This window comes from Algoriphagus sp. Y33 (assembly GCF_014838715.1).
Classification (GTDB): Bacteria; Bacteroidota; Bacteroidia; order Cytophagales; family Cyclobacteriaceae; genus Algoriphagus.
Window position 1 is genome coordinate 1,418,341 of sequence record NZ_CP061947.1, and the last position, 25,773, is coordinate 1,444,113.

At 42.2% G+C, this 25,773-nt stretch carries 20 protein-coding genes; 7 read left to right on the top strand and 13 right to left on the bottom strand.

From position 1 onward, the window contains the following. Position 1: 1 nt before the first annotated feature. Positions 2-1,174: a glycosyltransferase family 2 protein gene (locus tag ID165_RS05785; protein WP_192349424.1), complete on the top strand. Its 1,173-nt coding sequence runs from the start codon at positions 2-4 to the stop codon at positions 1,172-1,174. On the opposite strand, the gene ID165_RS05790 is transcribed toward ID165_RS05785, so the two are convergent. Genes ID165_RS05790 through ID165_RS05810 form a run of 5 tightly spaced genes read right to left on the bottom strand, consistent with a single transcriptional unit; the run spans position 1,171 to position 7,081 of the window. Then, entirely contained in the window at positions 1,171-2,619 is a 1,449-nt protein-coding gene (locus ID165_RS05790) for an O-antigen ligase (protein ID WP_192349425.1), read from the bottom strand. The two genes, ID165_RS05785 and ID165_RS05790, sit on opposite strands and share 4 nt — an antisense overlap. Before the next feature lie 37 nt (positions 2,620-2,656). Further along, positions 2,657-4,732: a hypothetical protein gene (locus ID165_RS05795; protein ID WP_192349426.1), complete on the bottom strand. Its 2,076-nt coding sequence runs from the start codon at positions 4,730-4,732 to the stop codon at positions 2,657-2,659. Then, entirely contained in the window at positions 4,729-5,487 is a 759-nt protein-coding gene (locus tag ID165_RS05800) for a TolC family protein (RefSeq protein WP_192349427.1), read from the bottom strand. Before ID165_RS05800 ends, ID165_RS05795 begins: the two co-directional genes overlap by 4 nt. Further along, positions 5,487-6,683 (bottom strand): sugar transferase, encoded by a 1,197-nt coding sequence (locus ID165_RS05805; RefSeq protein WP_192349428.1) that lies wholly within the window; start codon positions 6,681-6,683, stop codon positions 5,487-5,489. The genes ID165_RS05800 and ID165_RS05805 overlap by 1 nt, the downstream gene beginning before the upstream one ends. Next, a complete protein-coding gene (locus ID165_RS05810; RefSeq protein WP_192349429.1) occupies positions 6,680-7,081 on the bottom strand; it encodes a PleD family two-component system response regulator in 402 nt (133 codons plus the stop codon). The genes ID165_RS05805 and ID165_RS05810 overlap by 4 nt, the downstream gene beginning before the upstream one ends. Positions 7,082-8,258: 1,177 nt before the next feature. Between ID165_RS05810 and ID165_RS27080 the strand changes: the two genes are divergently transcribed. Continuing rightward, a complete protein-coding gene (locus ID165_RS27080) occupies positions 8,259-8,504 on the top strand; it encodes a helix-turn-helix domain-containing protein (protein ID WP_192349430.1) in 246 nt (81 codons plus the stop codon). Positions 8,505-8,802: 298 nt separating this feature from the next. Here ID165_RS27080 and ID165_RS05820 read toward each other — a convergent pair whose 3' ends face one another. The 6 genes from ID165_RS05820 to ID165_RS05845 all read right to left on the bottom strand — a co-directional run bounded on the left by ID165_RS05820 (position 8,803) and on the right by ID165_RS05845 (position 16,446). Then, on the bottom strand, positions 8,803-9,099 hold the full coding sequence (locus tag ID165_RS05820; RefSeq protein WP_192349431.1) for a rhodanese-like domain-containing protein: 297 nt from the start codon (positions 9,097-9,099) through the stop codon (positions 8,803-8,805). Between the two features lie 3 nt (positions 9,100-9,102). Then, positions 9,103-10,938, bottom strand: coding sequence for a T9SS type A sorting domain-containing protein (locus ID165_RS05825; protein WP_192349432.1), 1,836 nt, complete (start codon positions 10,936-10,938; stop codon positions 9,103-9,105). A 5-nt stretch (positions 10,939-10,943) separates the two neighbouring features. Further along, positions 10,944-11,600, bottom strand: a complete 657-nt coding sequence (locus ID165_RS05830) for a PASTA domain-containing protein (RefSeq protein ID WP_370539738.1) — start codon at positions 11,598-11,600, stop codon at positions 10,944-10,946. 409 nt (positions 11,601-12,009) lie between these two features. Beyond that, on the bottom strand, positions 12,010-15,087 hold the full coding sequence (locus tag ID165_RS05835) for a M43 family zinc metalloprotease (protein WP_225587003.1): 3,078 nt from the start codon (positions 15,085-15,087) through the stop codon (positions 12,010-12,012). 11 nt (positions 15,088-15,098) lie between these two features. Beyond that, entirely contained in the window at positions 15,099-15,347 is a 249-nt protein-coding gene (locus tag ID165_RS05840; protein WP_192349434.1) for a NifU family protein, read from the bottom strand. 4 nt (positions 15,348-15,351) lie between these two features. Then, entirely contained in the window at positions 15,352-16,446 is a 1,095-nt protein-coding gene (locus tag ID165_RS05845; RefSeq protein WP_192349435.1) for an Mrp/NBP35 family ATP-binding protein, read from the bottom strand. Positions 16,447-16,598: 152 nt separating this feature from the next. Here ID165_RS05845 and dnaG point away from each other — a divergent pair, with 152 nt between their 5' ends. The 5 genes from dnaG to ID165_RS05870 all read left to right on the top strand — a co-directional run bounded on the left by dnaG (position 16,599) and on the right by ID165_RS05870 (position 23,387). Next, the gene (gene dnaG, locus ID165_RS05850; protein WP_192349436.1) at positions 16,599-18,536 is read left to right on the top strand and encodes a DNA primase; all 1,938 of its coding nucleotides are present in this window, start codon (positions 16,599-16,601) and stop codon (positions 18,534-18,536) included. Positions 18,537-18,622: 86 nt separating this feature from the next. After that, positions 18,623-19,834: a bifunctional 3,4-dihydroxy-2-butanone-4-phosphate synthase/GTP cyclohydrolase II gene (locus tag ID165_RS05855; protein ID WP_304503153.1), complete on the top strand. Its 1,212-nt coding sequence runs from the start codon at positions 18,623-18,625 to the stop codon at positions 19,832-19,834. Between the two features lie 85 nt (positions 19,835-19,919). Beyond that, positions 19,920-20,573 carry a hypothetical protein gene (locus ID165_RS05860; RefSeq protein WP_225587004.1) on the top strand — a complete coding sequence of 218 codons (654 nt, stop codon included), beginning with the start codon at positions 19,920-19,922 and terminating at the stop codon, positions 20,571-20,573. After that, complete coding sequence (gene surE, locus ID165_RS05865; protein ID WP_192349438.1) at positions 20,574-21,359, top strand: 5'/3'-nucleotidase SurE; 786 nt, start codon at positions 20,574-20,576, stop codon at positions 21,357-21,359. It abuts the gene before it with no gap. A 78-nt stretch (positions 21,360-21,437) separates the two neighbouring features. Further along, positions 21,438-23,387 (top strand): tetratricopeptide repeat protein, encoded by a 1,950-nt coding sequence (locus tag ID165_RS05870; protein ID WP_192349439.1) that lies wholly within the window; start codon positions 21,438-21,440, stop codon positions 23,385-23,387. On the opposite strand, the gene ID165_RS05875 is transcribed toward ID165_RS05870, so the two are convergent. Beyond that, entirely contained in the window at positions 23,373-24,245 is an 873-nt protein-coding gene (locus tag ID165_RS05875) for an ABC transporter substrate-binding protein (RefSeq protein WP_192349440.1), read from the bottom strand. The two genes, ID165_RS05870 and ID165_RS05875, sit on opposite strands and share 15 nt — an antisense overlap. Positions 24,246-24,430: 185 nt before the next feature. Then, the gene (locus ID165_RS05880; protein WP_225587005.1) at positions 24,431-25,756 is read right to left on the bottom strand and encodes an MFS transporter; all 1,326 of its coding nucleotides are present in this window, start codon (positions 25,754-25,756) and stop codon (positions 24,431-24,433) included. Between the last annotated feature and the right edge of the window lie 17 nt (positions 25,757-25,773).

The window sequence follows — 25,773 nt, forward strand, 5'->3', positions numbered from 1 at the left end:
TATGATAGAGATTTTGGTTGTATCCATGTTGTTTCTGAGCTTCTATGCCTATGTAGGGTATGGTATACTTTTGTTTTTCTTGGTCAAGATCAGAGGCGGTGAAAAAGAAATGTATCCGGGAGGGTATTTCCCCTCTGTTTCTTTGGTAATACCCTGCTATAACGAAGGGGAGATGCTGCGTGATAAATTACGGAATACACTGGCCCTTTTGTACCCGAAGGAAAGGCTGGAGATAATTTGTATCTGCGACGGATCGGACGATGGTTCCCAGTATATACCATTGGAATTTGAAGGGGTGATAACCATGCATTCTCCTGAGAGAAAAGGCAAACTGGCAGCGATGAAGCGTGCAGTGGCCAGGGCCTCCGGAGAAATCCTGGTTTTCTGTGATGCCAATACCGTACTTAACCCCGAGGCTGTTTCCAAGCTGGTACTTCCATACCGGAACAGTAAGGTAGGCGCTGTATCGGGAGAGAAATCAATTATTTCGGAAAAAACAAGTGATGCAAGTACCGGAGGGGAAGGAATGTATTGGAAATATGAATCATTTCTAAAGAAATACGACAGTTACTTTTATACATTGGTCGGAGCTGCCGGCGAACTGATGAGTTGCAGAAAAGAACTGTTTCTGGAACTTCCTGATAATACTATCTTGGATGACTTCATGCTTTCCATGAAAATAGCCGAAGGGGGGTATAGGGTGAAGTACGTGCCTGAGGCCTCTGCTTCGGAGTATGCCAGTGCAAATATTAAAGAAGAGACAAAGCGGAAAATTAGAATTGCGGCAGGGGGTTGGCAGAGCATGTTTCGCCTACGGAAGGCTATCAATCCCTTTCATGATCCCTTACTTGCCTTCCAGTACATTAGTCACCGGGTGCTGAGATGGGCAATCATACCTTTTGTATTAGTGGCCTTATTTGGTCTGAATCACTTCCTGGCGATATATAGAGCCAGCTTGATTTGGACAGTGCTGTTGGGAATGCAGTATGCGTTTTATCTGTTTGCTCTGATCGGAAATATGCTTCAGGACAAAAGGGCACCTTTTAAAGGGTTTTTTCTCCCCTATTATTTTTGTGTTATGAACTATTGCGCCATTATGGGATTTTTCAGATGGGTAAGGGATGAGCAGCCGGCTACATGGGAAAGGGCTGTCCGGGCCGACGAAACAGATTAGCCTGTTGGCAATACAGGATTGTCGGCTCCTGCTAAGTGTTTTTGGGGTTTATCCATATTAGCTGCCAGAAATATTGCCCCCCAGGTGAAGTAGATGATTATGTTGATTGGGAACTGCCCTATAATCGGATTCCCGTATGCGGCCACAGCGATTCCTGCAAACCCTGAATTCAACGCCATCATATACTGTCTCAGCATAGGGTCATTCAAGGAAAAAGTGACCGCAAATCCTTTAAAAAGGATATACAGTATCATGATAACGTGCAGTGTTAGCCCTATTATTCCCGTTTCTGCCCAAATTCTTACATACCAACTGTCATTAGGGGTGTTTGCAAGAAAAGTATTTGGGGAGAAACGCTGTCCCCAAGAACCGGAAGTTCCAATACCCCCTCCCAATGGTCTGGTAGCTAAGTATTGTTTAAATTTTAACTGGTTTTCGAGCCTTACCTGCAATGAAGCATCCTTAGGGTTCAGCGCAGTACGCATCCTACGGAGCTGGTAGTTTTCATTGCCTATAGTGGTGAACTTCAGAAACATAAATATCCCCAACAAGAAAACGCCGCCAACCGCAATGCTCTTTAGGTTTTTGGTAGATATTAAATAAGCCAAAGCTCCCCCTATCACCACAAAAAATGCACCTCGTGTTCCGCTTAAGGCCATGGCGTACAGGCATATGAACCCGATTAGGGCCAAGATTACCCTCTTTCTGGCAGAGAAAGGCCCCAATGCAAGCAAAAAAGCCACAATAGCACCATATCCCATCGTGGCACCGAACTGACCTGAGTCAGAAAGGAAAGAAAATGCCCTAAGCACACCGAAGAGTACATGTGTCCGTATGGGGCCTGATGCTAACCACCGGATTTCCCATTCATCCAGACCCAGGAAAATTTGCTTAAAGCCCCAGAAGGAAGCGACTAAACAGCAGATTAGGGTCAAGTGGGTAAAATAATACACCTGCTTTTTATCTTTCAGGTAAAGCAAAAGAAAGAAAACACTTAAAATTTGATAGATGGATACCGCCCGGACTGCGTAGAACCAAGCGACTTTACTTGTAGCCTCGGGATTGAAAATCTCCAACACCGTAAATCCCAACCAGATAATACTGATCCACAGCAAGCTACTGTTGAGGTTAGAAACAGCCGGTTTTTCCCTTGAGAAGAGGGCGATGATAATAGAGAAGAACAATAGCAAGTCAACCCCAAGTCCCAGAGGTAAATCCAGGTATCTGATAATTCCGTTTACAAAAAAAGAAACGATCAAGGTGGTGTATAAGCCATACATGGGCTTAAGGTAAATCATTCTCCCAAAGAAAAATAAGACAACCAAAGCCGACAGAACAGCAAGAACCATCACCTCATATCTGAAAATGGCATATCCCAATACCAAAGCCAGTATGGATGAAACAGCGATGTGTTTTAGGGGCAAAGTGGTTTTTAAAACTTCCAAAGATCCGGTCTGGTTAGTAATAGGTAAGCCGCTTGACTTATGCGCCTGTATATTCTCTTATATAAACTGCGTCCACATTAGTCAGGAGTATAGTAGGCTTTGATCCTGTGGATGTTTCTATCATTTCTACAAATTTAGAATAGTTAGGCTTCCACACTACCCCGGCATCCAGGACCATAAGATTCCAGTCTGTCTGCTGCAGCATGTCGAAAGAGACATGCTTCTCCTTCCAGTACGGATGTAGTATGAATAGGATATCAGTTCCTTTGTACAATGGTGCGTGTGTCGGCAACAAACCGGAGACGTCTTTCGCATGATAATAGGTGTCCACGCTATAGTGAAGTCCTCCTTCCATAATTCCGGAATGGAGGATGTGCCCCCTGTATTGTTTTTGGGCAAGAAAGGCCAATAGGGATTCCACTAATTTAAGATTAGCCGGATTTTCTTCTTTCAGCAGTAGCCCGATAAGGAAAGGACTGTTTTTGGATGTTTTGCTTCTTCTGAGATTAAGCTCATTAAGCCAATATTCAAAGGCTACTTTATCTTTTTCGCTGTAAGGTTTATCGGTATTTGGTGCCGGAAAAGTCCCTGCTACCTTCAAGCCCGTAATTTCTTCTGCTCTTGCGGTATCACGCAAGGAAGAATTGGTGATAAGCTTTACAACGAGAAAACTCAATACAAGTAGGTTGCCAAACAGAAAGCTTGCGATAACCAGGATTTTCCTTTTGGAACTCCGGGCATTTGAGGGGAAAAAGGGAGGATCGACCACTACCTGGGATTGGGCAAGTTTGAAGTTTTCCTTTTGAATTTTTGCCTGGTTTAAACCGTGGATAATGGCTAAATACTCCCTTTCATGGATGTCAACCTCACGTTCCAGCCGGTTAAGCTCAGCACCTAAGGGAGCAAATTCATCTATCCGTTTGTCTATTTCTTTCACTGCTTTTACCGTGATATCCGAAGCGGCAAATTGTTTTTCTTTTTCGATGTAAAGTTTCAGCCATTCCAAGAGCAGGTCATTCATAGGTACTCCGTCTACACTGAAGTCCTGCTGATAAAGTCTGTTTATCTTCTCGTTAATCTCTACATTAAGCTTGTTGATGTCGGCTTTTAACTGGGCTGTTTGGCCTGGGTCACTTCCTGTCATGGTGCTAAGCTGCACACGTAATCGGGAGACCTGATTTCTGGCTAGGGAGATGCTGTCAAGCACTTCTGAACGCCCGATATTCTGCTTCAAGCGTTCTTCCAACTTTATCAGGCCTGCTTCTGCGCCCATAGCCAGCTGGTAAGCATTGCTCTGCTCGGCTTCTACTTCCTTACGGTATAAGTCTAGACTCTTGCCCTGCTCGTAATAGTTCATAATCCTGTTTACCGAAATAAACTCTTTCAGACGCTGCTCTGAATCATTGAGGCTTTCCAAGACTACTCCCAGCTGTGATTGGAAATATTCCACGCTGCTTGCAGTCTCATTGTAGCGAAGTTCACCATACCGCTTGAGGTATACCTCGCCCAGAAATTTCACAGTATGGAAAACGATCCCCGGGTCATCCAGATAGTATGATATTTCTATCATATCACTGTTTTTTTTCCGGTCTACGCGAACCCGTTCAAGAATTTTATCCACGCCGTAATGGGGATGGTTTTCCAATAAATAGTGGAATGGGCTATCGTAATTCTCATCCATGTATCGGATAATGTTAGCTAAGGTGAGGTCAGGGTTTTCTGCGACACGTATCTTATTTTTAAGCTCATCGGAAATATGGAGCTTAAGTTCTTCCATGCTTTTTTCGGAGATGATCGCCGGGTGGGGTTCCGCCATCGAGAGGTGCTGCGCAAGCAGCCTTAGGCTTACCTCTTCGATGGATTTTCTGGAACTGATCAATGAAATGATGTTATCCATCAAATTATTGGAGGTAAAGAAATCGATTTTTAGTGACTCGGTCAGATCCGCACTTTTCCGTGTGGATATTCCGGTGTAGATCACCATATGTGAATCATAGATCTTTCCGGAGCCGGCTGTCAGCAGTATCACTACCCCGGACAGCAGTAGGGGGAATATCAGGAAGAGGTAATAGTATTTCCTCAAATACCAAATCAGATGCTTTATCCGGATCATTTTTTTAAATCATAAAGTTTAATCCCCAGAAATGACTCCAGGTTGTGAAAGGCAACCATAAACTCACCGTAGGACTTATAGTATTTCTCGCTGGCTATCGCTTTGATTTCAGCGATTCTGGTGTACTCGGTGAAGCTCACCTGATTGTCTCTTAGTCTGAGTGCAGATAGTTGTTCACTATTTTTCGCCTGTTCAAAGTAGGTGTGTTGATCTATCATGACCTTCTGGGCCACCAGGAGATCAAAGTAATTTTGGATTACCCCCTGCTCTACGGTCAGTTTTATTTCTTCTGCCTTACTTTCAAAAGTCTTGATTTCTGATTTGGCCAGTTTGATGCGGTTAGGCCGGGAAACAAATTCGTACAAAGGAAGATTTAGACTTAAACCATACCGGTAGCCGGTGGACAGGGTGTTTACAGTGGACTCGTTTACCCCGGCAATGAATACCCCTTGATTTCCGGCTGCCACATTGGCGAATGCCTGGATATGGTTTGTCCAGAATTTCTTTTGCAAGATCAATCTCTCAGTTTCCGTTACACTTTGGTGGACAGCAGTCTGTACGCTTGGGCTATAGGAAATGGCAATTTGGACTAAACTGTCCAAAGAAGGTAACTGTCCTGATATATCTTCGAACAGATTAAACCCTTCTATACCTCCAGCAAAGGGCTCTTTTTCGGTTTGTTGGGCATGCAGTGCCTGCATTCCCATGGACGACATCCAAATTGATGCACAAATTAAAGGCAACGTGATTCTCATTATACATTTTCTTTTTGAAATAAAGCAGGTAAGGTCATCAACAGTATTTTAAGATCCAGCCATAAGCTGTAATTATCTGCATAATGATTGTCCAGTCCAATTCGCTCCTCCTCCGACATAATGCTTGATTTGCCTCTTTTGGTCACCTGCCAAAGTCCGGTGATTCCGGCAGGGGCAAGAAATCTCTTAGAGAACTGGTCAGTAGTCAGCTTTTCAGCTTCATAAACCGGGATTGGCCTATTCCCAACTATTGACATATCTCCTTTGAATACATTTAGTAATTGGGGTAGCTCATCCAGACTGCTGTTCCTTAAAAACTTTCCCAATTTAGTGATTCTCGGGTCTTCAGAAAGCTTAAAGAAGGTAGAACCTCCGCCTTTATTGGATGCCCTGTAGATTGTTTCACAGATCTGTCTACCCGTCTTGTCATAAAGCGGGTTTTCGCATGACTGGGAATATTGCCGGCAAATTTCACATTTCTCAAAGAGGTAGGAGGGGAGCCCGGATTTGGAATGCCCGTCGGACTTGGAGTATTGGTTCAAGTGCCCCAGATTTTTCAGTTTACTTTCAGCATCGGGAACCATTGTTCTGAATTTATAAAAAGAAATGATATCCCAACCTCTTCCTACCCGCTTTGACCTGTAGAATATCGGCCCTTTAGACTCCATTCGTATCAGCAATGCAATAGTCAGAAATAAAGGCGACAATAGCAATAAGGCTAAACCTGAGACAAGAATGTCAAATATCCGTTTGCCCAACGGGATTCTATAGATCCGGTCTATCGGAATGGAAGTCTGCTTATCCGTAAAAGAATGTCGCAAAGGGGGATTGGCAATCAGTTTTTTTATGGCTGTATTCAGGCCCCCTTCAAGAAACTTTCCTGTAAGGTATAGGCTGCTGATGCCATTTTTGACCGCATTCTTTTTATCCTCAAAATCAAAATGCTCCCATACCACACAGATCTGGAAGCCGTCCCGAGTGGAATAAGGTCGGATCTTATTTAAGGTATTGATGAATTCAGGACTTTTCAGATCCCCATAGACAAATACAACAGCAACATGTGATATAGTTCTGATACGCTGTACAAAAGACAGTGTGTCATTATAGGTTTCAATCTCGAAGTCTTCTTTTAGGGATTCCAATATCCTTTCTGGTAAATAGGGATTGGGATTAATGAAAACTAACTGGTTTTTCATAACTTGTCGAAATTGTACCTAGTGAAAAACCGGTCTATACGAAGGGATAGTTCTGACATATTAAAGGGTTTGATAAGGAAATCATCTGCACCAACATTGAACGCTTCTATCCTACTGGCGGCGGTCTCTTCTCCTGACAGTACAATCAACAGGATGTGATTGAGATAATTGAACTTTCTGATTTCTTGGATAAACTCTATTCCGCCCATCACCGGCATATTTAGATCAATTATAATTACATCAGGCACATTTCCTTCGAGTATGTAGCTTAATCCTTCAAGTCCATTTAGTTTTATGGTGACCTCGTATGTCGATTGGAATTTATTTTTCAATAATACTCCGATTAAGGGTTCGTCATCAACTAATAACAATTTTCTTTTTTTGGCTTGAACTTCCATAATAGTAGGGATTGGGGGGTAAAAAGATGATCAGCTTGGGGAGCACAGGTTAAGTTTAAATCAATATAAAGTGATTTGCCAGTCCTGGAATTAAGTTCTAACTATTAAATATAGTTAGTTGGGCAAATATATGTCTTATTAAGAACAAGTTTCAAACCGCCCACCATTTAATTTTGTTTAAAAGCCGTTAGACAAAAATATGTTTGTTTTTAAAAATTAATTTAGTATAAAAATAAGATTTTTAAATTGAACTATATGAGTAAATATAGGATTATTTGAATTAATTTGTATACTTTAGTGGATTTTTATACAAAGATCGGTGAAGGCAAGATTTTTGTGAGGTAGGACGGTTTGCTTTTTATGACTAGTGCAAATCTGTTGCTACTGTTTTTCCGTTAATGTTATAAATAATGTTTTTTATATATATAAAAATAATGTTTAAATAAATATTTAACTATTTACATATATAGTTCAAAGATGTCTTTATTATTTTATATTCCAGAATTTAGCATTTCATTTACATGAATATGCTGTACATTTATATTTTGCCACACAGGGATTTTTTTGACGTATTGTGTATTTAGTTTAACCTGTTTAGTTTGGCGAGGTCCTTATGTTGCTCTACATCAGTCTTCATTTTTTTATGAAGTGATTCAAAACTTTAAACCTATGACGTGGAAGAAAGTAATAGAAAATGACCTGAACATGCTTGCAAACACATGTAATGAGGTAATCTCCCGGATCGGACTTCTGCTTCTTATTAATTTTTCAAACCGTTTTTATTTATAAGTGCCGGTTTATTACCCAAAGCACTGTAAACTATGATGTAGTCGTACAGGGGAAGTCTATCTGGAGGATCAGGGAATGCTGAAAAATGCCAATAATGGGCCAAAAGCCATCATTTTGAATGATTAACCCATTTTTCATGCGGACGGTTTTTCGGTAGGAGCAAGCTTTTGGACGACATGAGGTCTTTATCTATGCGTCAGAAAATCTCAAAATCGAGATTTTTAGGCTAGACTCAGCCATACCATCTTCTACGTTGGCCTCATTCGAGGTATACCCAAACATCTTCACGCGGCTGCCTTGAATCCGGCATACCTAAGACTTTTTCAGCACGCACTGCCTAAATCAGGGGAAAGCACTTAACAGAAGGTATTCCCTTGGTGTTGAGTCATTGGTAGATCGGTCCAATCTGTCTCCAAACTATCTAAGTGATCTGCTTGGATTACATCCCGGGAGGAATACCGGGAACTTTATTCAGGATAAATTAAGTGAAAAAGCTAGGGATCTACTATTCACTACTAGGTTTTTAGTAACTGAGATAGCCTTTCAACTAGGTTTCGAGTATCCACAATCTTTTAGCAGATTATTCAAAACCAAGAGGGATGCTCCCTTGGAATTCACAAAAATCGTTCAATAAAAAAGTGGTTGTCTCATGAGTATAGGGTTTCTTGTCAGGCTGAGTAAGAAAAATTTAAGATTTACAAAAGAATAATGACAGTAAGTGATTTTAGGAACAAAGTTGGGCCACCCTGAGCGGAGTCGAAGGGTCATCGACTCCGGACTCGGACTGACGCAACATTTGAACAGTTATTTGAATTCCGTCATTGGTAGCGAAGGCGAAGCCTTTTATGCGCTAATTAAGTCCATTTCGACTTCCCGCCACAGCGAGGCAAGCTGCTCAATGTGAAATTATGAGTTATGAGACAGCCTCTCTGTTATAAATTTCTATAAGCTAATATTCCGCCGATAGTATTTCGGACTTTCGAAAAGCCTTTGGATTCCAGGAATTTTTTAGCATTCATACTTCTCGCTCCTGAGCGACAGTGAACTACGATTTCAGTATCCTTATAATCTTCCAACTCTGTAAGTCTAGTCGGGAGGTCTGCCAATGGGATATTTTTGGCTCCCAAGTTGTCATCATCGTATTCCCATTCTTCTCGAACGTCTAGAAACACAAACTTTTCGTTGTTATCCAATCTGGATTTTAGGTCTTCTACAGTGATATCTTCCATAATTTATTTAACTAAAATTCTATACGATTGCATGCCGGATTCAGTGGTCAAATTAAGCACATACACTCCAGGCCGCTGTCCGTTAAAATTAACAATTTCTCCTTTGGATGAAAGTTGACGCTCAAGAAAAATCTCTCTTCCAAAGGAATCAAAGATTCTTGTTTCACTAAACCTCCCTTCAAGGTTAAGAAGTGTCTCCACAGGGTTGGGATAAATCCTGATGTCTTCCTCTTCCACAGGAACTTCTTCAAAAGGAGCCTCCATGCTAATGTGTGGTCTAATCATCAATGAGCCACGTATTTCCTCATTTTGGATCCACGCCCCGACTACATTGTAGAACAGCTTGTCTCCGGTGTCATTTACCTTGTCCAGTCCTACGTGGAGGAAATCATTGGTGAATTGTGTGAAACCTACGTAGAAGTCCCCATCCACAAGGATATTGGTGTCAAGAGAATAATAAAGGAACTCCTGCCCGGCTTCTTTCACCGGTATAAGATCTTCCTTTCTGAAAATTGGGGCTTCGTCCAAATCTTTCCACACATTGATATCCACTGCCTGATTGGCTTGCTTGGCATTGGTGAAATTGATGGATATTCCCTTGATGTACACTTCCTCAGGCGTAGTATATTTCACGGCCAACTGTCCGGAACGCTGATTGATTCCGGCGGCATAGTCAGCGGAACCATTGTCATAGGCAAAATAGTCCAAGAGTGGGAATGATGTCCTTACGGTATCATTTAACTCATAATTTACACCTGAAAAGTAAGTGGTATCCCCGGCTACTACTTCATAAAGTAATTCATCCCCAGAGGTGATTGAAGAGATAATCTCCAAGGTAGTTTCGTTCTTTGGAACTGGTATTTCATCAACTTCCCTACTTTCAAACACCCTCCGCTCTAGTGCATTCGGTACTGGGTTGAATGGGGTGTTGAGATTGATGGGAGTGGAAGGCATCGTAGAAGAGTCTCTGATGACGATGGAGTATTCCATTGCACGAAAGCGATTTTCCAGATTGTAGAATTCATTCTGTATACTGCTCCAAAGCCCGCCTTGATTTGCTTCTAGCAGGGCGAAAGGATAGGCACCATAATCTCCGATTCTAAGTTCATTGGTTCTGGTAAGGCTTCTGTCCCTATAGCTTAGATCTGAGCTGCTTCGGCCGTCGTTCAGGTAGATGTAGTCAAGTAACCAGCTGTCAAATGGTCCGGATTGTCTGCCTTCTGCATAGAACCGGAACTGAAAAGAGTCATGTTGCCATTCAGGAATAATTTGCACAATTTCCTGATTGAATACATCGGTGTCAATTCCTACCCCTCCCGGCTGGCTCCAAATTGTAATCCAACTTCCTTCGGGAGTTAGAACCTGAAGTGTCAATTGGTCTCCCTCATCAGGAAGCTCAGCCCTTCCGGCCGCCTGCCAAAAGAAACTTAAAAATAAGCTTTCCTTGTCTGATGAATTTAACGAGCTTAGGTCAAATGGCTTAGACGTAAGGTAGTCTGTTTCTCCTTGGTCTCGTTCGGATAAAGAGTAGGGATTACCGTTTGCGCCTACACCATCCAGTAGGATCATTCCAATGGACGGGGCATTCAGTCCTATCGTTTCTGTGTAGGAGGCTCCCGAAACAGTCCATTTCAGCGTGTCAATTCCTTGCGAAAAATCATCCCAGAATGGGAGCGTATTGTTTTCCAGAATTCTTCCTTGCTGAGCTGATGGATTCTGCGGTTTTATTTTTTGATTCTGAATAGGAGCAAACTCCACCAATTGACCATAGGCCAAAGTCGAAATAAATAGTGCTGTAGCCAGCCCTACCATTCGAAGTATATGGAGCGTATTCAGCATTCAGCTTAAAAATTATCTTTAGCAATCCAAAGATCTACCAATTCACCGGTTTTTACTTGTCTGGACGCAGGGGGGGATTGCCTCAAAACTTGTCCCGCACCTACCGAGTCGGTCTCTAGGTAGTATTTATTACCCACTCTTAGACTTGAGCCTAAAATCATAAATTCAGCATCAACCTCGTCCATTCCTTTCAGATCAGGTACTGCAAGTATTTGATTGCCCAATCCATCACCCACTACCAAATCCACTCGCGCGCCCTTTGGGATTTCAAAACCTTCCTTCACAGTCACTCCTCTGTATTTTTGCTCCAGCACCACATTGATCCCGATGTCCGGAACATATACAATATCACCTCGTTCAAGGCCCATATTTGCCAAAATCTCCTGCACATTCTTTAAAGGGGTGTTCACCAAATTTGGCATTTTGAGCATCGGAGGGTTTTTGGCATTCAAAGTAAGATAAACCGTTTTACCACTCTTCACCTGAGAATTTGCTTCAGGAATTTGCTTCAATATGGCAAAAGTCTTGAGGTCTGTATTGAATCCTGAGTCTAACGACACGTCGTATTGAAGGCCTGCACGATCCAGAATATCCACACCTTCATCGAAGGTATAGCCTGATAAATCAGGAACCGATACCGACTCACCATGATTGGTGTACATAGGAAGGTATATTTTCAAAAAAAGGAAGCCCAGTAAAACTGAAATTCCGATAATCACGAGGAGGTTAATTAATATCTTTTTCAAAAGGGGAGCTGAATGAAATATCTGAGAAATTTTAAAGGTTAAACCTGAAATAAGCATTAGCAATTCTGCGCCATGGCACACAAGTTATAAAGGTCTTTAATTGCTTCAAAATCAGCTGCTAGCATACTGAGTCATAGTACCGCCGGGAAGAAGTCTCCAAACAGTCTGATTTTTTTGCAATTATAGCTCTAACTACTAAGCCTAATGCATAATCCACGTTAAAGATAAGAGGGAATTCAATCCCTACAAAAAAGGATTACCCTAATACCGCTGAATTCCATTGGCAAAAAATAAGCCGAAGAGGTTTTCATTGGCATATTTTTGATTAATTAATAATCAACTTCCTGGTGTCCTGAATGGTATTGCCGGTTATTTTCACAATAAAAACACCTTTGGAAAACAGTTGTGTGCTAAAGGAATAAGTTTGATTTAGCGTGTTTGGATATTCAATTTCTTGAACCACAGCTCCTGTACTGGAAATGATTTGAATAGTCATGTCCTCATAATTAGTCAAATTGAACGTAATATTAAATATTTCCCGTGCAGGGTTGGGGTAGAGCAACGAAAAACCCGCTGCAGGTATCACAGGTTCCGGATTTGCATTCAAAAAGAGTTCTATATTATCCAGATAAATAGGGGAATCTGTTTCTTCGCCATTTTTCACCACAAAAGCTAGCCTAGTCTGAGTGTTTCCTGATCCTGCAAACTCACTTAAATTGACAAATTTGCGCAGATAATCCCCCGTGCTGTTTGGATTGGCTTCTCCTACAGAAACGGTAGAAAGCTCAGTGCCATTCACATTCCACACTTCTGAGTATGTGTTTCCACCATTTGTACTGGCCATTAGGCTCAATGTCGTGTTGGGACTTACCTCACCTGCGGCCAAATCAAAGAAAATGCCGGCTTGGCTACTTACGGAAAGGTCAAAGACAGGAGTTCCCAACCAATAGCTTTGGACGGCTTTGCCGGTGGTTAGCCCGGCTATATTGTTGGAACCCTCTCCTGCGGGAATTGAAGAGACAGACCAAGGCTCAGCATCTGATTCAGGGTTCACTGTTTGCCAAGGAGTAAATTCTCCTGAGCTATTGAAATTTTGCCTCCAAGGGACAGAGATAGTACCGGCATCTTCTATTACATACCTGGTGAGACTATCAGAATTATTTCCGTTCTGATCAAAGTTTGGTAGAGAGCTCACAAATTTAAGCTCATTTTTTCCTTCTGAAGTAGCGTTCGGTGTGCTGATGTTGAAGCTTTCGCCTGGTTGGATTATACTGCCACTGGCTAGATACGTCTGCGTAGCGTCATTATTTGTTTTTGTGGAAAATTGGAAGCTGGTAATGGGAAGATTACCGGTGTTGGTTAATCTGGTACTGTCAGTTTCACTTGTGCCATCCGCAATTGGAGTTGGTGAAAAAATTTCATCTATGCGCAGCCCATATTTATACTCTTCATTGGGAAGAATCCTGATGTTTTTGATGTAAATATTATTTCCGTAAGCATTCTCCGTAATAAATGCAAAGCGCACCAATCCAAGATCAGAATACTTGGCTAGATTGACCAGTTCTGTCCTGAACTGGCTGTCATTTGTTGGGATAAATTCATCCAGTGTAGCCGAGGATGTTTCTAATTGTTGGCCATTCTTGTTATATGGAGCAGTTGCCATGTCAAATGTGTTTCCGCAGTCCTGAGATACGGCTATCATTAAATTATCCGAATAGCCTGTCTGATTATACTGGGCATGAGCCATTTCAAATACAAGTTGTGCATTGGGATATTTGGACAAATCAATAATAGGGGAGATGTAATAGTCTAGCTGCCCCGGGGATTCATATTCGAAGTGTTGGATATAAATTACCTCCTGCGAATTACCTGAAATTGTCAGGGTGCTTTTTTCCCAAGTCACTGAATTATCAGGATTTACTATAGTCCAAGGTGATGGAAATGAGGCGAGATCAGTAGTGTAGGGCAGGTCTATCGCCTGTTGCAGAACAGGTGTAATGGTTCGTGTATTATTGTCAGTGCCGGTGTCGGGTACATCATTTGCTTGGGTGACGGTGAACTCTACCGTGTTGGCATTTGGCAGGAGAGTAAATTCATCAAAATTCACCACAATGCTTTCTCCCGTCTCTAGATTGAAGGTAAATCTTTTGGATTCTAGCAATGTTCCATTTCTCCTTAGTTCAACTCTTCCGGAGGTCAGAATATTTTCCCCGGCATTCAGCAGCTCTATGAAAGGATTAATCAAAGCATCGCATTCAAAACTTCCCGGTTCAATTACTCTGGCTATGGCCAAATCATTATCTGCAAGTACAGGGTCTACGGTAGCTCTATTGTTGATCAAAGTTACTCTTCTGGGGCTATTGGCAAGAACAACTTCAAATCGTTCTATCTGGCCCATGGTAAACAGATTCATACAGGCATCAGGCGTATAATCCATGAAATTTTGGATCATATCGTTGGTATCACAGCTAAAGCGGGTAGCATTGGGACTGCAGGAGTTGTTGGAGCCATCTTGCAAGGGGGTGTCTTCTACAAAATCATCCACACCGCATCCGCCATCGCCCCATATATGCCTTAAACCAAAAAAATGCCCTACTTCATGCGTGGCTGTTCTACCCCGCGATGAGGATACCGCACTTCCTCCGGTACCAAAGTATCTATAGTCAATCACTACACCGTCAGTGATAGATGAGCTCTGAGAAGTACTAAGCCCGGGTAAATCAGAAACAGGGAATGATGCATAACCTATGTAGGGACTTACCAAAGCTGTCACATACATATTCATGTATTCATCCGGGTTCCACTGTATCAGCTGCCCGATGATAGAGGCATCATTATTAGGGTCATATGTGGATTTGGAGCCAAGGGTCCGGGTAATACCGTCCGTGGGTAGTCCTGAGGGATCCTGTTTGGCAAGAATAAATTCAATGTTTAGCTGACCTGCAACGGGCAGGAATTCCGCAGGAGTATTAGCCGCATCGGCATTTAACCGCTGGAAATCCTCATTCAAAATCCTGATCTGTTCCTGAATCTGTGATTCAGGAACATTTATGCCTTGTCCTATTTGTTCTCCTGTATGTATCACATGAACTACTACGGGAATCAATATGGGATCCTCGTTAGTTCTGGATAAAATTTGGGGCTGGAGTGCTTTGTCCTCGATTTTTTCCGTGATCCAACTTTCAAAAAATGGTTTTGAACCGAAAAAACCCAATTCTTTCTCCATTTTTTGCTCCAAAATTGTATGGGCGCATTGTTCTCTATGCGTATGGGAATTGGATTGGTTAAGCTGATTTATAAGCCCAAAGGTCTGAGTTTGCTGCGCAAAGCCTGATGATAAGACAGCGTATACTCCCAGTAGGAGCATACTGGCTTTGTCAAAAACCCGAAAACCTTTTTTCATTCAATTTCAGGTTAAGCAACCGTAAGATTTACTGCTTCCACACGTATGATTTCAGGTATTGCGCGCTTGATGGCTTCTTCCACTCCTGCTTTTAGCGTCATGGTAGACATAGGACAGGATCCACATGAGCCTAGCAATTCCAGTCTCAAAACCATATCCTCGGTAAGCTCTACTATCCTTACATTTCCACCATCTGCTTCCAGATATGGGCGAATTGTATCAAGTGCAAATTCTATTTGTTCTCTAAGTTCCGGTTGCATAATGTTAAGCTTTAATTTCTACCACCTCAGTTTTATTCTGAGAGGCGTTCCTTATGGCAATTTGTCTAGCTATTTCCTCAGCTAAGTTCATATAAGATTCTTGGGTTATCCCATTTTTTAAGACGGCAGGGTAGCCTGAATCACCACTTTCCCTAATGCTTTGTACGATTGGTATTTCTCCCAAAAACGGTACGTCGTATTTTTCAGCGAGTCTTTTACCTCCCTCTCTACCGAATAGATAGTATTTACTGTCAGGCAGTTCTTCCGGTGTAAAATAAGCCATATTTTCAATAACACCTAAGATGGGCACGTTAATTTGTGGCTGTCTAAACATCGATAATCCCTTGTTGGCATCTGCCAAAGCAACTTTCTGTGGGGTAGTCACAATCACTGCTCCGGTCACGGGAACTGTCTGCACCATCGTGAGGTGAATATCCGAAGTCCCGGGAGGCAAATCGATCAACAAGTAATCCAATTCTCCCCATTCTACATCAGATATAAACTGCTTCAGTGCAGAACTTGCCATAGGGCCTCTCCATACTACCGCACTGTCTACAGGAGTCAAAAACCCAATAGACATCAATTTTACTCCATACTGCTCTATAGGAATGATTATATTTTTGTCTCCGACCTTTTTCACCGTTGGTTGCTCAGCTTCTACATTGAACATGGTAGGAATAGACGGCCCCGAAATATCGGCATCGATCAATCCTACTTTTGCTCCTGATTTTGCCAAGGAAACTGCAAGATTTACCGCTGTGGTAGATTTACCGACACCGCCTTTGCCTGAGGCTATGGCGATGATATTCTTCACTTGCGGCAGCACAGGCGCCGCATCTCTGACCGTAGTGACTTTGGAGGTCATGAATAAATCCCATTCAGGTTCTTTTCCAAAGTCTTCTTCGAGTACTTCTAGGCAATTGTTTTTGATGACTTCTTTCAGCGGGCAGGCTGGAGTAGTGAGAACTACGTTGAGGCTGACTTTATTACCGCTGATTTCAATTTTCTGTATCATTCCCAAAGTAACCAGATCCCTCTTTAAATCAGGGTCTTGTACTCGGGAAAGTGTTTTCAGGATATTATCCTTAGTTAACTGCATGAGGTGAATGTTCTAATTTTGCGCAATTTAGAGCTTAAAGACTTCTAAATAAAGAATGAAAGTAAAATGTATTCTACCTGTGAACTGGGAGAAACTCAGGAAAGTTCTCATTTTTTAGATTGAGCCATTAACTTTGCTCCATTCATTTTCCTATGGGCATCAGCAAACTTACTACGGACAAGGTCAAAGAACGCATGGACATCGAAGAGGTGATCGGCGATTATTTGCCTATGAAAAAGAAGGGCCAAAATCTCTGGGCCAACTGCCCGTTTCATGGAGAAAAAACGCCTTCGTTTTCGATTTCCCCCGCCAAGCAAATTTATAAATGCTTTGGCTGTGGCAAAGCAGGGGACCCCATTCAGTTCGTAATGGACATTGAAGGCATAGGTTTTCAGGAAGCAATCAAGCATATTGCGGGTAGGTATGGGATCGAAGTGGAAGAGGACGAAACCCGCACACCTGAGCAGAACGAAGCTCAAAACGAACGGGAAAGTTTATTGATCGCTTTGGGGTTTTCCCGGGATTTTTTTGTCAGGAACCTTCAAACTGCTGAGGGAAAATCAATTGGCCTCAGTTATTTCAAAGAGCGGGGATTTACTCCTGCAATTATCGAAAAGTTTGATTTGGGTTATGCGTTGGAAGGTTGGGACAATCTTCTAAAAGCTGCCAAATCATCCGGATTCAGTGAGGAAGTGCTCTTGAAGGCAGGCTTGATCCTGCAGAAAGAAGGTGACGCTTCCAGAGTCTACGACAGGTTCAGAAACCGGGTGATTTTCACCATCCACAATATCAGTGGAAAGCCACTTGGATTTGGCGCACGGATTCTTACCAAGGATAAAAACCAGCCTAAGTACATCAACTCTCCTGAGACTCCTGTCTATCACAAAAGTGATGTGCTCTACGGGATGTTTCAGGCCAAAAAGGCGATTAGAGAAAAGGACAATTGCTATCTGGTAGAAGGATATACCGATGTGGTAAGCCTGCATCTGTCCGGAATAGAGAATGTTGTTGCTTCTTCAGGAACTTCGCTTACTGAAGGACAAATCAAGCTGATTAAGCGGTTTACGGATCAAGTTACTGTACTATATGATGGGGATGCGGCAGGGATAAAGGCTTCACTACGTGGTATTGACCTACTGCTGGAAGGTGGCTTGAATGTGAAAGCGGTAGTTTTCCCCGACGGAGAAGATCCGGACAGTTATTCAAGAAAAGTCGGTTCACAGGCATTTCAGGATTATCTGGAGAAGAATAGCCGGGATTTTATTGGCTTCAAAATTAGCTTGTACAAAGAAGAGTTTACCAAGAACCCGATCCGAAAAGCAGAAGTGATCCGTGAGGTAGTTCAAAGTATTGGGAAAATTCCGGATCCGATTATTCGCTCAGTATATGCCAAAGAAGCTTCGGGACTCCTAAGCATAGAAGAAGATATCATTCATGCTGAGTTGAATAAATTGATTCTGAAGGGCCAGAAGGAAAAATTTAATAACCAAAAAGATGACCTTTTTGCCGAGCAGGCAATGGAGGAACTGATTCCTGATGAAACGGCCACTTCTTTTTCTGAAATCCTAAAAATCCAAGAACGTGAAATGATTAGAATCTTGGTGAATTACGGCTGGCAAAAATTGGGTGATGAGGAAATGCACTTGTGCCAATACCTGCTATCGGAGACAGAGGATCTGGAGTTCACCACACCCATCTACAATAAAATTTTGGATCTCTATCGAAAGAGCCTCCTTCAGGGTGAGATCCCGACCGCCGAGTTTTTTATAGGGCTGGGAGATCAAGCTGTGCAAAAGGAAGTGATAGATCTAGTCACTGTACGGCATGAAGTATCCCGTCACTGGACGGATACCCATCAGATTATTATCAATACTGAATCTGACGACCTCACGATGACAGGCTTCAAATCCATTCTGAGATTGAAGCGCAAGATGGTGCACAAGCTTATGGAAGAGGCTAAGGAGAAAATAAAAAATGCAGAATCCGAGCATCTTTCCGATGATAAAGTACATGAGTTTCAGGTGATCTACTTTGAGCTCAAAAAAGTTCAGCTTGAGATTGATAGAGAGTTGGGGATAGTGATTGGATAAAACCAAACTTTATTTGGCTCCTACCTGTTTAAGATTTGAAAGCGTGTAAATTTGTCTTTCTAAGTAGTAATTCAAACACAAACTTCGTGGAAAAATATATTCTGGATCCAATTGAAGATGCCATAGCAGCAATCAAAAATGGAGAAGTAATCATCGTAGTAGATGATGAGGACAGAGAAAATGAAGGTGATTTCGTATGTGCGGCTGAGACTGTCACCCCTGAGATCATCAATTTTATGGCTACTCACGGACGGGGGCTGATCTGTGCGCCGTTGATAGAAGATCGCTGTGAAAAGCTTGGATTGGAGCTGATGGTTGGCAATAATACCGCTGCCTTCGAAACCCCATTTACCGTGTCTGTAGATTTGATTGGACATGGATGCACTACCGGGATTTCTACCGCCGATAGAGCTAAAACGATCAAAGCACTGGTGGATGATTCTATTGACCCTAACGAACTTGGTAAACCGGGGCATATATTTCCACTTAAAGCAAAAAGAGGTGGAGTGCTGAGAAGAGCGGGACATACCGAAGCGGCTATCGATTTGGCCCGTTTGGCAGGATATTCTCCCGCAGGAGTTCTGGTGGAAATCATGAATGAAGATGGGACCATGGCCCGACTTCCCGACCTAGTGGAAGTTGCCAAAAAATTTAATCTGAAGTTGATTTCCATCAAAGATTTGATTGCTTACAGGCTAAAGCATGAGTCGCTGATCCAGCGTGAAATAGGTGTGGACTTACCTACTGATTTTGGTGACTTCGAATTGATAGCCTTTCGCCAGACCAATACCCAAGAGTTGCATCTTGCACTGATTAAAGGCAAATGGGAGAAAGACGAACCTGTTTTGGTCCGTGTACACTCTTCATGTATGACTGGGGATATCTTTGGCTCTTGCAGATGTGACTGCGGACCCCAGCTTCACGGTGCGATGCAGATGGTACAGAAAGAAGGCAAAGGAGTAATACTCTATATGAATCAGGAAGGAAGAGGCATTGGTCTTATCAACAAGCTGAAAGCCTATAAGCTACAAGAAGAAGGTATGGATACCGTACAGGCAAACCTTGCCTTGGGACTCCCTTCGGACAGTAGAGACTATGGTGTGGGAGCGCAGATCTTAAGAGATTTGGAAGTGAGTAAATTGCGTTTAATTTCGAACAATCCCCAGAAACGTGTTGGCCTACTGGGGTATGGGCTGGAGATAGTCGAGCAAGTTCCCATTGAAATAGCGCCTAATGTGCACAATGAGAAATATCTGCAAACCAAAAGAGATAAGATGGGGCACAATATTTTGAAATAAAATCCTGTTCTTAATCTGATATTAGGACAATAAAACCGGAAGTAGTTTCAACCTGAGGATATTTTATTGCGTAATTAAGGATATGATGAAAACCGTGAAAACAGCGCTCTTAATACTTGGCTTGTTATTTCTGGGCATAACTATTTCAGTTGCGCAGAATCAATTCCCTTCGCAGGTTTGGCACAAGGGTAATATCTATGCCGCTGATGGGCAGGTGTATGGAGGGAATATCAAGTATGATCTGGAAAATAATGTGGTCCAGCTTCAAGATCAGACAGTGGATACATTTACTGCTACCAACGTCACCTATTTTGAATTGTATGATGAAATATACGGTGGGGTTCGCAAGTTTTTCAGCCTGCCTTATGCTCAAGGAAGTGATTACGCTACACCCATTTTCTTTGAGGTGCTGACCGAAGGAGACGACCTTGCTTTGCTTTGCAGAGAATATGTAGCTACCGACTCCAGAGGCATGGGAGGGTATGGTATGATGGGAGGCTATGGAATGAATCCTTTTTATGGTCCATCGATGATGGGACAAAGACTTGCTTTTAAATTTTACTTTTTGAAAAATGGTAAAATTGAACAATACAGCATGAAGAAAAAAGACCTTTTTGAAATGCTTCCGGGGCATGACGAACAGATCTCACTTTTTATGCGAAAAAACCGCTTGGATTATGATAAGAGAGGTGATCTTCTTAGGATTACAGCTTACTACAACGAATTGAATCAAAATTAAATGTCAAAACCTTTAATTCTAGTCTCTAATGACGATGGAATCACCTCGAAGGGCATCCGTGTGCTTGTGTCTGTAATGAAGAAGCTGGGAGATGTAGTCGTGGTAGCTCCTGACAGTCCCCAGTCAGGCATGGGACATGCCATTACCATTGGAGAGACGCTCCGTCTGGATGATGAGGATATCTTCGAAGACGTAAAAGCATATAAATCAAGCGGAACTCCGGCGGATTGTGTGAAACTGGCTAAGCATTATGTGATGAAGGATAAAAGCCCTGATCTGATAGTAAGTGGGATCAACCATGGCTCCAACACATCGATTTCGGTGCTTTATTCCGGAACTATGTCTGCGGCCATCGAAGGTGCTTTGGAAGGATATCCTTCAATTGGGTTTAGCTTATGCGACTTTTCATTAAATGCTGATTTTTCCCATATAGAAGATTGGGTGGAGAAAATTGCCCGCCAGGTATTGAAGAATGGAATGCCTAAGGGCACCGCGCTAAATGTAAATTTTCCTCCAAAGCAAAATGAGGATATCAGAGGGGTGAAGGTTTGCCGCCAAGCAGAAGCAAAGTGGCAGGAGGAATTCGATGAGCGATTTGATCCTAACGGACGAAAGTATTTTTGGCTAGCAGGTAACTTTGTGAATTTTGATAAGGGAGAAGATAATGACGAATGGGCGATCGCAAACAACTATATTTCGATAGTTCCCTGTCAATATGATTTGACTGCACATCATGCAATCTCTCAAATGAACAAAAATTGGGACTGGGAGGAGTTCAAGAAGTAGATTTTGATGTTTATCTATTTTTTGGTTTCGGTGTAATGTATTTAATTACTTTTACCATTCATAAATAGTAAAAAACATTTGAACCCAAAATTATATAGTTTTCTTACTTTTTTTCTGAGTGTCACCATTGGAGCATTTGCCCAAGTCCCAAATATAGATAGTCTCAAAAGCGAGCTTTCTACTACTACGGGTGAAAACAGATTGACAGTTCTAAATGAGTTGTCTTCCTACCTTCGCGAAGTCGAGCAGGAGGAAGCATTTGAATATGCATCGGAAGCAGAACAGTTAGCACATTCCCTGAACCATAAATCCGGAGAAGCGAAGGCGAAAGAAAATATAGGCTGGATCTACTACCGTAGAGGACAGTGGCAGAAGAGCTTTGATTACTCTAAAAGTGCGTATGATCTGGCGATAGAAGGAGAGGATCTTCAAGAGGCTGCACGGGTGTTGAACAACATGGGGGCTTTGTACTATGAGCAGCATAATTACACTTTTGCCATTATTCAGTTTAAAAAGGCCTTTGAGATCAGCAATAAAGAAAATGATCTTTATACCATGATAAGGAGCCTTAATAATATCGCCTTCAATTATCTGTACCTGGATGAATATGATTCTGCTATGCTGTATGCTTCAAAGGCTATTGAGGTAAATACCCGTGCGGGCTCACCCTACATGCTGTCATTCTCAAACCGTGTCATCGGCGATGTTTACCTAAAAAGAAATCAATTTGATTCTGCAGAACGTGTTTATGAAAAAGCTCTCAAAAATGGTGAAGCCAGGGGACTCACAGCTTTTAATGCCAGTGTTTTGCATAGACTAGGGCGTACGTATCTTCTAAATGGAAAACCGGAACAGGCTAAGAAAGTACTGCTTGAGGGAGTGAAGTTGTCTAGCCAAAACAGTTATCTCGATGAACTTTTAAACAGCTATAAATATTTAGCAGAATATTACAAAGAGATGGGGGATTATAGAGAGGCTTTTGAACAGCAATCGAATTATGTGGCGTTGAACGATTCTTTGGCAAACAGAGCAGCGAGGGATAGATTGGCATTGATGCAGGGGATGTTCCAGAATGATTTGGAGCAATCAGAGCTAGACTTACTTGTAGCGCAGAATGAGCATCAAGCCACTAGATTGGCTATGAATAGAAGGATAATGATTCTGATAGGAATTGGCTCTATCTTGATTTTTGGGCTCATGGCTTGGCTGTTTATCCTAAATCGTAATATTAAAAGGTATAATGCTGGGCTGATAGTACAAAAACGGAGAATTTACAAGCAGAATGCGGAACTGGAAGCCAAATCCACCCAGCTTGAGAAAATCAATCAAACCAAAAACAAGTTATTTTCTATACTGGGGCATGACTTGAGAGGGCCTGTAGGGCAGGTAAAGTCTATTGTAGACTTATTGATTTCCGGGCATCTAGACCAGGAAGAATTTGATGAACTGATACACAGTTTAAAGAAGGACGTAGATTCGGTGTATTTTACACTAAATAATACATTGAAATGGTCTATGGCTCAGATGGAAGGGTTCAAGCTTTGCAGAGTGAATTTTAATCTATCAGAACTGGTAAGTTCCACATTAAAGCTGATCAAACCTCAGTTATTGGAGAAATCACTGAAAATCGACGATTCATCCTTACTTGCTGACTTAGAGATTTATGCGGATCGGGATTTGATAGAGGTGGTGATCAGAAATATTTTAAATAACGCAGTGAAATTTTCCAAACCCGGAGACGTGATTCAGCTTTCAGCTAAAATAGACAATGGTCTGATTGTATGGAGTGTCAAAGATCAAGGGGTTGGTATGAAGGAAGAGCAGATCGATGCCGTGCTTTCCAGGGAATACGTTATATCCAATTCTACTTTAGGTACTAAAAAAGAAAAGGGATCCGGACTGGGACTTCAGATTTGCAAGGAATTCACCCGGATGAATGGAGGCGATTTACATATTAAAAGCAAAGAAGGGGAAGGCACGAAAGTGTCTATCAAAATTCCTATAAGTAAAGTCTTAGACGGTAATTAAAAGCTGCTGGGAGGTAAGGAAATTCTCTAAGGGAATCTCTTCAGAGATTATTCCCAACTCTTTCATGGTTTTCATGGAATTCATCAATTGAGTCCTTGAGATTTTCGCGTCAACAGCCCATGTTGTCTGTGCAAACCATTCTTCCACATCAGGAGCATCCAATCCGTAGTTTTCGGAAATTTCATCAATCGCAGAATCGCTTGATTGAAGTTCTTTAGAAGCCTGATAGACTAGGTCTCTTAACTGAAATATTACCTCCCCAAATTCTGCCAATGCCTTATTTGTAGCAATCATGGCAAAACAGGGCCAGGGACTTGGGACTTCCCCGATCCGCTTCATTTTCTTAGAATCCACCCAAGGTTTGGTAGTGTACTTTTCCCAGAGAAACATTTCAGGATTACGCGCATTCATCACTTCCAGAGCCCCAGGCAAGTTGTTTACTGTCTTAAATTCCAGCGTATCAGAATTCCAGCCTTCCCGCTTGGCCAGTACATAGCTCATCAGTTGTGATCCGGATCCCGGTCTGCTGATTAGAAAGGAAGGTTCTTTTATTTCATCCACTGAATTGATAGGAGAATCACCTGAAATATGAATTCCCCAGTTAAGAGGAGATTTTACATGGAAACCAATCATTTTAGCTGGATTTCCGGCTTCAAAATCTTTCAGAAAGCTCTCGGTAAGGACAATGGCGATATCCGTGTTGTCTTCTCTCAAATCCTTGTTCATCTGGCCGGAACCTCTGGATTCATCCGTCCATTGAAGGACAATTCTTTCTTTTTCGAAAGGTTGTGCTTCTACAACTTTTCTCCAGGGGAAATTGAAATGTTCAGGAACGCCGGTGATTCGAAGGGTTTTCATGTGTTTATAATTTGTTTCAATGCCTGCCCCGACCAGTCGGGGCAGGCATTGAAATCTTGCAAGAATAAGTAACCTACTGCGCGATGTTTTTCGTCACGCTCGGTATCATTGGTCTGGATTTCAGTTAGTGTAAAGGTAAGAACCGAAAATCAAATAGAATTTCCATTCAAAGAAATCCTCTGGAATTAGTCATGGGCAGCTTTTCGGTCTGTAATCAGCAGATTGCTTAGACCTGCTAGAATCAAGAGTGTTCCGGCCAAGAGCATGGTGTTGATTACAGCCTCACCGAAAAGTAATTTATAGAGGAAATTGACCCCACCCGCTGCCGCAATGATCTGGGGAATAACGATGAACATATTAAAAATCCCCATGTAAATCCCCATTTTTTGCGGATTTACCGAACTGGAAAGCATGGCATAAGGCATAGATAGCATACTTGCCCAGGCGATTCCGACTAATCCAAAGCAGATATGAAGCATCCATGGTTCTGTAATGAAATATATTAAGATAAATCCTGCTCCTCCTGCCACTAGGCTTGTGAGATGAAGAAGTTTTCGGTTGATTCTGTATTTACTGGTGAACACTGATAAGATCAGTGCCGCAAACATGGACACTAATCCATAGGTTCCTAAATAATTTCCCACACTGTCAGCAGCGTTATTGTAAGCGGCCGAACTGGTGTCAGTAGCTCTAAATATGTGCTCAGTAATCGCAGGTGTAGCAAAACTCCACATGGTGAAGAAAGCAAACCAAGAAAAAAATTGAACTACTCCGAGCTGCTTCATGACTACGGGCATATCTGAAATACTTCTTAAAATTTCTTTTACCCCCTTTAACAATCCCTGACTGTTAGCTTTCTGATGTTTAAAACCAGCTATGTCTTCGGGTGGATATTCTTTGGTTTTTATAATGGTGTATAGAATAGACGAGAATAGGACGAAAGCTCCAATGGCAAAAGCATATTTCACCGAATCAGGGACTATACCTTCAGGAGCCGTATTCGGTACACCCAGCCGAGTTATTATCCATGGTAGATTCGACGCGACCCAAGTGCCTGTGCCTATAATCAGCGTCTGCACCACAAAGCCATAGGAACGTTGGGAATCAGGAAGTTTATCAGCCACCAAAGCGCGAAAAGGCTCCATGCTGATATTGATTGAGGCATCAAGAATCCATAAGGCTCCCGCAGCCATCCAAAGTGTAGATGAATAGGGGGTGAAAAACAGCGCAATAGAACTCAGCAAGGCCCCAACAAAAAAGAAAGGCTTTCTTCTCCCAAATCGATTGTGCCAGGTGCGGTCACTCATGTACCCTACTATAGGCTGAATCAATAGTCCCGTCAGAGGAGCAGCTATCCAAAGCATGGGAAAAGCGTCTTTGTCAGCACCCAGTGTCTGAAAGATTCTGGACATAAATCCTCCCTGTAGCGCAAAGCCAAATTGAATTCCCAGCATGCCAAAACTCATGTTCCAGATTTGCCGGAAATCTAACTTCTTTTTAAAGTTGGTCATTTGGGTGATTTAAGGAA

Excerpts from the sequence above, each read along its gene's own strand:
- ID165_RS05785 (WP_192349424.1), top strand. The coding sequence starts at position 2 with ATGATAGAGATTTTGGTTGTATCCATGTTGTTTCTGAGCTTCTATGCC.
- ID165_RS05795 (WP_192349426.1), bottom strand. The coding sequence starts at position 4,732 with ATGATCCGGATAAAGCATCTGATTTGGTATTTGAGGAAATACTATTAC.
- ID165_RS05800 (WP_192349427.1), bottom strand. The coding sequence starts at position 5,487 with ATGAGAATCACGTTGCCTTTAATTTGTGCATCAATTTGGATGTCGTCC.
- ID165_RS05805 (WP_192349428.1), bottom strand. The coding sequence starts at position 6,683 with ATGAAAAACCAGTTAGTTTTCATTAATCCCAATCCCTATTTACCAGAA.
- ID165_RS05810 (WP_192349429.1), bottom strand. The coding sequence starts at position 7,081 with ATGGAAGTTCAAGCCAAAAAAAGAAAATTGTTATTAGTTGATGACGAA.
- ID165_RS05820 (WP_192349431.1), bottom strand. The coding sequence starts at position 9,099 with ATGGAAGATATCACTGTAGAAGACCTAAAATCCAGATTGGATAACAAC.
- ID165_RS05825 (WP_192349432.1), bottom strand. The coding sequence starts at position 10,938 with ATGCTGAATACGCTCCATATACTTCGAATGGTAGGGCTGGCTACAGCA.
- ID165_RS05830 (WP_370539738.1), bottom strand. The coding sequence starts at position 11,600 with ATGTACACCAATCATGGTGAGTCGGTATCGGTTCCTGATTTATCAGGC.
- ID165_RS05835 (WP_225587003.1), bottom strand. The coding sequence starts at position 15,087 with ATGAAAAAAGGTTTTCGGGTTTTTGACAAAGCCAGTATGCTCCTACTG.
- ID165_RS05840 (WP_192349434.1), bottom strand. The coding sequence starts at position 15,347 with ATGCAACCGGAACTTAGAGAACAAATAGAATTTGCACTTGATACAATT.
- ID165_RS05845 (WP_192349435.1), bottom strand. The coding sequence starts at position 16,446 with ATGCAGTTAACTAAGGATAATATCCTGAAAACACTTTCCCGAGTACAA.
- dnaG (WP_192349436.1), top strand. The coding sequence starts at position 16,599 with ATGGGCATCAGCAAACTTACTACGGACAAGGTCAAAGAACGCATGGAC.
- ID165_RS05860 (WP_225587004.1), top strand. The coding sequence starts at position 19,920 with ATGAAAACCGTGAAAACAGCGCTCTTAATACTTGGCTTGTTATTTCTG.
- surE (WP_192349438.1), top strand. The coding sequence starts at position 20,574 with ATGTCAAAACCTTTAATTCTAGTCTCTAATGACGATGGAATCACCTCG.
- ID165_RS05875 (WP_192349440.1), bottom strand. The coding sequence starts at position 24,245 with ATGAAAACCCTTCGAATCACCGGCGTTCCTGAACATTTCAATTTCCCC.
- ID165_RS05880 (WP_225587005.1), bottom strand. The coding sequence starts at position 25,756 with ATGACCAACTTTAAAAAGAAGTTAGATTTCCGGCAAATCTGGAACATG.